General features: G+C 68.2%; 6 protein-coding genes and 1 other RNA gene. All 7 read left to right on the top strand.

The genetic code is table 11. The features are described from left to right. Positions 1-316: 316 nt before the first annotated feature. The 7 genes from ffs (at position 317) to A9974_RS25055 (ending at position 7,298) form a co-directional block, all read left to right on the top strand. An RNA gene (gene ffs, locus A9974_RS25085) (signal recognition particle sRNA small type) lies at positions 317-414 on the top strand. 120 nt (positions 415-534) lie between these two features. After that, positions 535-2,982, top strand: a complete 2,448-nt coding sequence (dnaX, locus tag A9974_RS25080; protein WP_183006892.1) for a DNA polymerase III subunit gamma/tau — start codon at positions 535-537, stop codon at positions 2,980-2,982. A 46-nt stretch (positions 2,983-3,028) separates the two neighbouring features. Continuing rightward, on the top strand, positions 3,029-3,355 hold the full coding sequence (locus tag A9974_RS25075) for a YbaB/EbfC family nucleoid-associated protein (protein WP_183006891.1): 327 nt from the start codon (positions 3,029-3,031) through the stop codon (positions 3,353-3,355). Positions 3,356-3,422: 67 nt separating this feature from the next. Then, positions 3,423-4,031 (top strand): recombination mediator RecR, encoded by a 609-nt coding sequence (gene recR / locus A9974_RS25070; RefSeq protein ID WP_183006890.1) that lies wholly within the window; start codon positions 3,423-3,425, stop codon positions 4,029-4,031. Between the two features lie 154 nt (positions 4,032-4,185). Continuing rightward, positions 4,186-5,475: a CaiB/BaiF CoA-transferase family protein gene (locus A9974_RS25065; protein WP_183006889.1), complete on the top strand. Its 1,290-nt coding sequence runs from the start codon at positions 4,186-4,188 to the stop codon at positions 5,473-5,475. Then, positions 5,456-6,496: an ABC transporter substrate-binding protein gene (locus tag A9974_RS25060; RefSeq protein WP_183006888.1), complete on the top strand. Its 1,041-nt coding sequence runs from the start codon at positions 5,456-5,458 to the stop codon at positions 6,494-6,496. The genes A9974_RS25065 and A9974_RS25060 overlap by 20 nt, the downstream gene beginning before the upstream one ends. After that, a complete protein-coding gene (locus tag A9974_RS25055; protein ID WP_183006887.1) occupies positions 6,489-7,298 on the top strand; it encodes an ABC transporter ATP-binding protein in 810 nt (269 codons plus the stop codon). The genes A9974_RS25060 and A9974_RS25055 overlap by 8 nt, the downstream gene beginning before the upstream one ends. The last annotated feature ends 2 nt before the right edge of the window (positions 7,299-7,300 follow it).

The raw sequence follows: 7,300 nt of genomic DNA, 5'->3' as shown, positions 1-7,300 counted from the left end.
CTCTACTTCCCCCGCGCCAAAGCCTGGATAGACCTCCCCCCTCCATAACGAAAGGAAGACAAAGCGCAGCAAGCCGCAAAGAGAAGCAAGCCGCAAAGAGAAGCAAGCCGCAAAGAGAAGCAAGCCGCAAAGAGAAGCAAGCCGCAAAGAGAATCAAGGCAAAGCGAAGCGAGCCAAAAGGACAAGCAAAGCGACGTCCTCTCTCCCTCCCCCTAGGGGGGAGGGCCGGGGAGGGGGCCCCCCTACAGCCCCAAGGGGGCCCGCCAATCAAGATTCCAGCGAGCGAGCAACGCGAAGCTCTGCTAGAATCTTGATTGGCGGGCCCCTTCGCATGGTTCGACGGTGAACCTGGTCAGGTCGGGAACGAAGCAGCCATAGTCGTTTAGGGTCAGTGCCGGAGTAAGGCTCGCCAACCGGTTTCTCAAAGGGGACGGGGTTGTTTTCCAAGGGGGATTCCCCGGAAGATGATTCCGTCCCCTTTGCATTTCACGCCGGCCATCGCTTAGGCTCTTGCAAAGGCTCTACAATCCCGCCATGACTTATCTGGTACTGGCCCGCAAGTGGCGGCCGCGATCGTTCGATACCCTCGTGGGACAGGATCACGTGGTGCGCGCGCTGACGCACGCGCTCGATACCCAGCGCCTGCACCATGCCTGGCTGTTCACGGGCACCCGCGGCGTGGGCAAGACCACGCTGTCGCGCATCCTGGCCAAATCCCTCAACTGCGAAACCGGCATCACCTCCAAGCCTTGCGGCGTCTGCCGCGCTTGTACCGAGATCGATGCCGGGCGTTTCGTCGACTACCTCGAGCTTGACGCGGCCTCCAACCGCGGCGTCGAGGAAATGACCCAGCTGCTGGAGCAGGCCGTCTACGCGCCGGGCGCGGGCCGCTTCAAGGTCTACATGATCGACGAAGTGCACATGCTGACCGGGCACGCGTTCAACGCGATGCTCAAGACGCTGGAAGAGCCGCCGCCGCACGTCAAATTCATTCTTGCCACCACCGATCCGCAGAAGATCCCGGTCACGGTGCTGTCGCGCTGCCTGCAATTCAACCTGAAGCAGATGCCGGCCGACTCCATCGTGGGCCACCTGCAGGCGGTGCTGGGCGAAGAACAGGTCGGTTTTGAAGTGCCCGCCTTGCGCCTGATCGGCCAGGCCGCCTCGGGTTCCATGCGCGATGCGCTGTCCCTCACCGACCAGGCCATCGCCTACAGCGCCGGCAACCTGACCGAGGACGCCGTGCGCGGCATGCTCGGCACGATCGACCAACGCCATCTGGTGCGCCTCCTGGACGCGCTGGCCGCCGGCGATGCCAAGAGCGTGCTGGCCGTGGCCGATGAACTGGCCATTCGCGGCCTGTCCTACGCCGGCGCGCTGGCCGACCTGGCCGTGCTGCTGTCGCGCGTGGCCATCGAGCAGCGTGTGTCCGGCGTGATGCCCGCCGAAGACCCCCTGGCGGCCGACATCGCCCGCCTGGCGCAAACCTTGCACCCCGACGCCGTGCAGCTGTTCTATTCCGTGGCGGTGCATAGCCGCGGTGAATTGACGCTGGCGCCGGACGAATATGCCGGCTTCATCATGGCTTGCCTGCGCATGCTGGCGCTCAACGGCGACGCCGGTCCGCAAACGGCGCTCGAGGCGCCCGCCGCGCCCGCCCGCCAGACGGCCGAAACCGCCGCTGCCGCCGCGCAGCCGTCGCAAGCGCCAGCGCCGGCCGCCGCTACCCCGGCGGTGTCCGCACCCCTGGCGCCTGCCGCTGCGGCGCCCGTGGCGCAAGCTCCAGTTGCTCCAACCCCGGTGGCTTCCGCTCCCGCGCCTCAAGCTGCTGTTGCGCAAGCCGCAGTCGCCCAAGCGCCTGTCGCCGCGCCGGCACCGGCCCAGGCTGCCACGGCGTCTGTCGCCAACGCCGCCCCGGCAGCCAACACCGCCGCTCCTGCGGCAACGGCTGCCGTAGCACCTTCCGTGCCGCCTGCTCCGGTCGTCGTGACGGCACCGGCCGCGCCGCAAACCGCTGCCGCGCAGACGGCTTCCGCGGGCGTGCCGCCTTGGGAAGAACTGCCCGCAGGCGACGCAGCGGGATCCGCCGCGGAACCCGCGTCCGTTGAACAATCATCAGGCGCGATGCTTGCCTCGGCCACTCCCGCGGCAGCGATCACCGCGGGGTCGGCCGCTGCGGGGGCGCCCGCCGCGGGATCGCCCGCCGCGGGATCGCCTGCCGCGGGATCGCCCGCCGCGGGATCGCCTGCCGCAGGATCGCCTGCCGCGGGATCGCCCGCCGCAGGATCGCCTGCCGCCGCTCCCGCCCCCGCCAAATCCGCGCCGCTCGCCGTGACGCCCGCGGCGGCTGCCGTGGCGCCGGCCGCGGACGACGGCGACGGCCCGCCGTCCTGGGTCGACGAAGAAATTCCCTTTGAAGCCGAAGGCGGTTTCGCACCCGATGGCGGCTTCACGTCGGATCCCGACGACGACTTCGAAACGCTGGCCAGCGCGCCGTCGGCCGCTCCCGTGCCGGCGCCCGCGCCAGCCCGCCGCGAAGGCGCCGCGCCGGCCCGCAAGCGCCAGTCGCGCGCCCGTATCGGCGACATGACCTCCGCCGCGTGGCCCGAGCTGGCCGCGCGTCTGCCGGTGACCGGCCTGGCCGCCGAACTGGCCCGCCAAAGCGAATGGGCCGGCGTGCAGGGCGATGCCGTCATCCTGCGCGTGGCGGTCAGGACGCTGGCTGAAAGCGAAAGCCGCGTGCGCCTGCAGACCGTGCTGTGCGAACATTTCGGCCAGGGCATCCGCCTGGACGTGGACGTGGGCGCCGTTGGCGAAGCCACGGCCCACGCTGTGGCCCAGGCCGAGCGCGCGGCGCGCCAGCAGGCCGCCGAAGACGCGGTCGCCGTCGACCCGTTCGTGCAGGCGCTGCTGTCCGATTTCGGCGGTTATGTCGTGGCCGGCTCGATCCGCCACGTCGATCCGCCTTCCGCCGCCGCCTGAGGCGCCGGCAAATCCCCTTATTCCCCTCGTTCAAGGAAGCTCGATCATGATGAAAGGACAACTGGCCGGCCTGATGCGCCAGGCGCAGCAGATGCAGGAAAACATGAAGAAGGCGCAAGACGCGCTGGCTGAAATCCAGGTCGAAGGCGCCGCTGGCGGCGGCCTGGTCAAGGTCACCATGTCCTGCCGCCATGACGTCAAGCGCGTGGAAATCGATCCCTCGCTGCTGGCCGACGATAAGGACATGCTCGAAGACCTGGTTGCCGCCGCGTTCAACGACGCGCTGCGCAAGGCCGAAACCACCTCCCAGGAAAAGATGGCGTCGGTCACCGCCGGCATGCCGCTGCCCCCGGGCATGAAGCTGCCGTTCTGATCGAACGCTCCGGCCGCCGCCGCGTTTTGCGGCGCGGTTATTGCCGCCCGCAAGATTGCACCGCGCCATGGATCCACTACTGCCCGAACCCGAACCGCTCGTCTCGTTGATCGAGGCCCTGCGGCGCCTGCCCGGCGTGGGCGTGCGCTCCGCCCGGCGCATGGCCTATCACCTGCTGCAGCACGACCTCCAGGGGGCCGACATGCTGGGGCGGGCGCTGGCGGGCGCGGTGCGCGACCTGCGCCACTGCTCGCGTTGCAACGGCTTCGCCGAAGACGATGTGTGCGCCACCTGCGCCAACCCCAAGCGCGATCCTTCCCTGCTGTGCATCGTCGAGACGCCAGCCGACCAGAACATGATCGAGTCCAGCCACGGCTACCGTGGCCTGTACTACGTGCTGATGGGGCGGGTGGCGCCGCTGGAGGGCATCGGGCCGCGCGAACTGGATTTCGACCGCGTCATCCGCCGCGCGACCGACGGGGTGGTGCAAGAGGTCATCCTGGCCACCAACTTCACCGCCGAAGGCGAGACCACCGCGCATTTCCTGGGTGAAGCCCTGGGCGAGCGCGGCTTGCGGGTCACGCGCCTGGCGCGCGGCGTGCCCGCGGGCAGCGAGCTCGAATACGTCGACGCCGGCACCATCGCCTGGGCGCTGATGGAACGCAAGACCACCTGACTTCCCGTTCGGCGCCGGCCGCGCGGTTTTTCCGTCGTCCATGGGGCGAGCATCGGCCTTGGGCGCGCCGGACCGGAAAGGGTATTCTGTATCGCTCGCAAAATCGACCCGCGGCGCACGTACGGCGCGGGCATCCACGAGGAAGACAAGCCACATGTCAGCCCTGACCGGCCTGAAGGTCCTGGAACTCGGCACGCTCATCGCCGGCCCGTTCGCCGCGCGCATCTTCGGCGAATTCGGCGCCGACGTCATCAAGGTGGAAACGCCGCATGGCCCCGACGGCACGGGCGGGGGCGACCCCATCCGCAGCTGGCGCCACCTGCACGAAGGCAATTCGCTGTGGTGGACGGTGCAGGCCCGCAACAAGCAGTCCATTGCGCTCAACCTGAAGCACCCCGAGGCGCGCGAGATCGCTCGCAAGCTGGCGCTGGATGCCGACGTGGTGGTCGAGAACTATCGCCCCGGCGTGCTGGAAAAGTGGGGCCTGGGCTATGAACAACTGCGCGCCATCAATCCCGCGCTGATCATGGTGCGCCTGTCCGGCTACGGCCAGACCGGGCCGATGAAGGACCAGCCGGGCTTCGGCGCCATCGGCGAATCCATGGGCGGCCTGCGCTACGTGTCGGGCCATCCCGACCGGCCGCCGCTGCGGGTCGGCATCTCGATCGGCGATTCCATTGCCGCGCTGCATGGCGTGATCGGCGCGATGATGGCGCTGCGGCACCGCGACGCCACCGGCGGCCGTTGGAATGGCCAGACCGGAGAGGCCTGCCGCGCGGGCCAGGGCCAGATGGTCGACGTCGCGCTGTACGAAGCCGTCTTCAACATGATGGAAAGCCTGGTGCCCGAATACGACGTGGCCGGCGTGGTGCGCGAACGCACCGGCGGCGCGTTGCCCGGCATCGTGCCGTCCAACACCTACACCACGCGAGACGGCCAGAACGTCGTCATCGCCGGCAACGGCGACGCGATCTTCCATCGGTTGATGCTGGCCATCGGCCGCGATGATCTGGCCTCGGACCCGGACCTGGTGCGCAACGACGGCCGCGCCCGGCGCGTGGAGGAGATCGACGGCGCCATCCAGCAATGGTGTGGCGGCCGCGATATTGACGAAGCGCTGAACACCCTGAAAGCGGCCGACGTGCCGGTGGGCAAGATCTACAGCGTGGCCGACATGTTCGCCGACCCGCAGTTCCTGGCGCGGCGCATGATCGAGCAGCACCGCTTCGCCGACGGCCGTCCGGTCAAGCTGCCGGCGGTGGTGCCCAAGCTTTCGGAAACCCCCGGCGGCACCCGCTGGATCGGCCCTGCATTAGGGGAACATACCGAGGAAGTCCTGAAATCGCTGGGGTATGATTCAGCGGCTATCGACAAGCTGGCGCAGACTGGCGCTATCGGTAGACCCGATACCAAGGAGACAACACATGTCAGTCACACGCCGTGAACTGCTCAAGATGGCTGGCGCCGCCGGCGTCATGGGCATGGCCCCCGCCATCGTGCGCGCGCAGAAGCTTGAGAAGACCAAGGTCCAGATCGCCGTGGGCGGCAAGCCCCTGATCTATTACCTCCCGTTGTCCATCGCCGAGGCCCGCGGCTACTTCAAGGACGAAGGCCTGGACGTGTCAATCGCCGACTTCGCCGGTGGTTCCAAGGCCCTGCAGGCCGTGGTGGGCGGTAGCGCCGATGTCGTGTCGGGTGCCTTCGAACACACGCTGGCGATGCAATCCAAGGGGCAGTTCTACCGCGCCTTCGTGTTGCAGGGCCGCGCGCCGATGATCGGCGTGGGCGTGTCCAAGAAGAACATGCCCAACTACAAGGGCCCGGCCGACCTCAAGGGCAAGAAGATCGGCGTGACCGCGCCGGGTTCGTCCACCAACATGGTGGTCAGCTTCTTCCTGGCCAAGCACGGCCTGAAGGCTTCGGACGTATCCATCATCGGCGTGGGCGCCGGCGCCGGCGCGGTGACCGCGCTGCGCAGCGGCCAGATCGACGCCATCTCCAACACCGACCCCGTGGTGTCGATGCTGGAAATGCCGGGCGACATCCAGATCATCGTCGACACCCGCACCCTCAAGGACACGCAGGACATCTTCGGCGGCAATATGCCGGCCGGCTGCCTGTATGCGCCGCAAGCGTTCATCGACGCCAACCCGAACACCACCCAGGCGCTGACCAACGCGCTGGTGCGCGCCGACAAATGGATCCAGAAGGCCGGTCCCGACGAGATCGCCAAGGTCGTTCCCGAGACCTACCTGCTGGGCGATCCGGCCGTCTACAAGGCCGCCATCGGCAAGAGCCTGGAAGGCCTGTCGCCCGACGGCCTGATCCCCGAAGACGGCGCCGCCACGGCGCTCAAGGCCCTGGCCGCCTACCAGGCGGACTTCGACGGCGCCAAGATCGACGCCTCCAAGGTCTGGACCAACGACTTCGCGCGCCGCGCCAACGAGAAATACCCCAATGGCTGAAGCCGCGCTTTCGCTGGAAAACATCAGCTGCACCTTTGTCTCCCGCGACGACCGCTCGCAGCGCTACACCGCCGTCAGCGACACCACCCTGGCCATCGCGCCGGGTGAGTTCGTGTCGGTGGTGGGCCCGACGGGCTGCGGCAAGTCCACCCTGCTCAACGTCAGCGCCGGCCTGCTCGCGCCGTCGTCGGGGCGGGTGTTGGTGTTCGGCCAGCCCTTGTCCGGCATCAACTCGCGCGCGGGCTACATGTTCCAGGGCGAAGCGCTGCTGCCCTGGCGCAGCGCGCTGGACAACGTGGTGGCCGGGTTGGATTTTGCGGGCGTGCCGCGCCCCGAGGCCCTGGAGCGCGGCCGCGAATGGATGCGCCGCGTGGGCCTGGGCGGCTTCGAAGGCCGTTACCCGCACCAGATGTCGGGCGGCATGCGCAAGCGCGCCATGCTGGCGCAGACCCTGATCCGCGACCCCGACATCATCCTGATGGACGAACCGTTTTCCGCGCTCGACATCCAGACGCGCCAGCTGATGGAAAACGAGGTGCTCGACCTGTGGATGGCCAAGCGCAAGGCAGTGCTGTTCATTACGCACGACCTGGACGAGGCCATCGCCATGAGCGACCGCGTCGTGGTGCTGTCGGCCGGGCCGGGCACGCATCCCATCGGCGAATTTGCGATCGATCTGCCGCGCCCGCGTGACGTGGCCGAGGTGCGCAACAACCCGCGCTTCATCGAGCTGCATGCCGCTATTTGGGCCGTGCTGCGCGAAGAAGTGCTCAAGGGCTATGCCCAACAGAAGCGGGCCTGACC

The organism is Achromobacter sp. UMC71 (assembly GCF_014170305.1).
Taxonomy (GTDB): Bacteria; Pseudomonadota; Gammaproteobacteria; order Burkholderiales; family Burkholderiaceae_B; genus Achromobacter.
Note: the sequence above shows the minus strand (reverse complement) of the source record. Positions and strands in the feature narration are given on the sequence as shown.

Bases quoted from the DNA above. Each gene is read 5' to 3' on its own strand.
- dnaX (WP_183006892.1), top strand. From the start codon at position 535: ATGACTTATCTGGTACTGGCCCGCAAGTGGCGGCCGCGATCGTTCGAT.
- A9974_RS25075 (WP_183006891.1), top strand. From the start codon at position 3,029: ATGATGAAAGGACAACTGGCCGGCCTGATGCGCCAGGCGCAGCAGATG.
- recR (WP_183006890.1), top strand. From the start codon at position 3,423: ATGGATCCACTACTGCCCGAACCCGAACCGCTCGTCTCGTTGATCGAG.
- A9974_RS25065 (WP_183006889.1), top strand. From the start codon at position 4,186: ATGTCAGCCCTGACCGGCCTGAAGGTCCTGGAACTCGGCACGCTCATC.
- A9974_RS25060 (WP_183006888.1), top strand. From the start codon at position 5,456: ATGTCAGTCACACGCCGTGAACTGCTCAAGATGGCTGGCGCCGCCGGC.
- A9974_RS25055 (WP_183006887.1), top strand. From the start codon at position 6,489: ATGGCTGAAGCCGCGCTTTCGCTGGAAAACATCAGCTGCACCTTTGTC.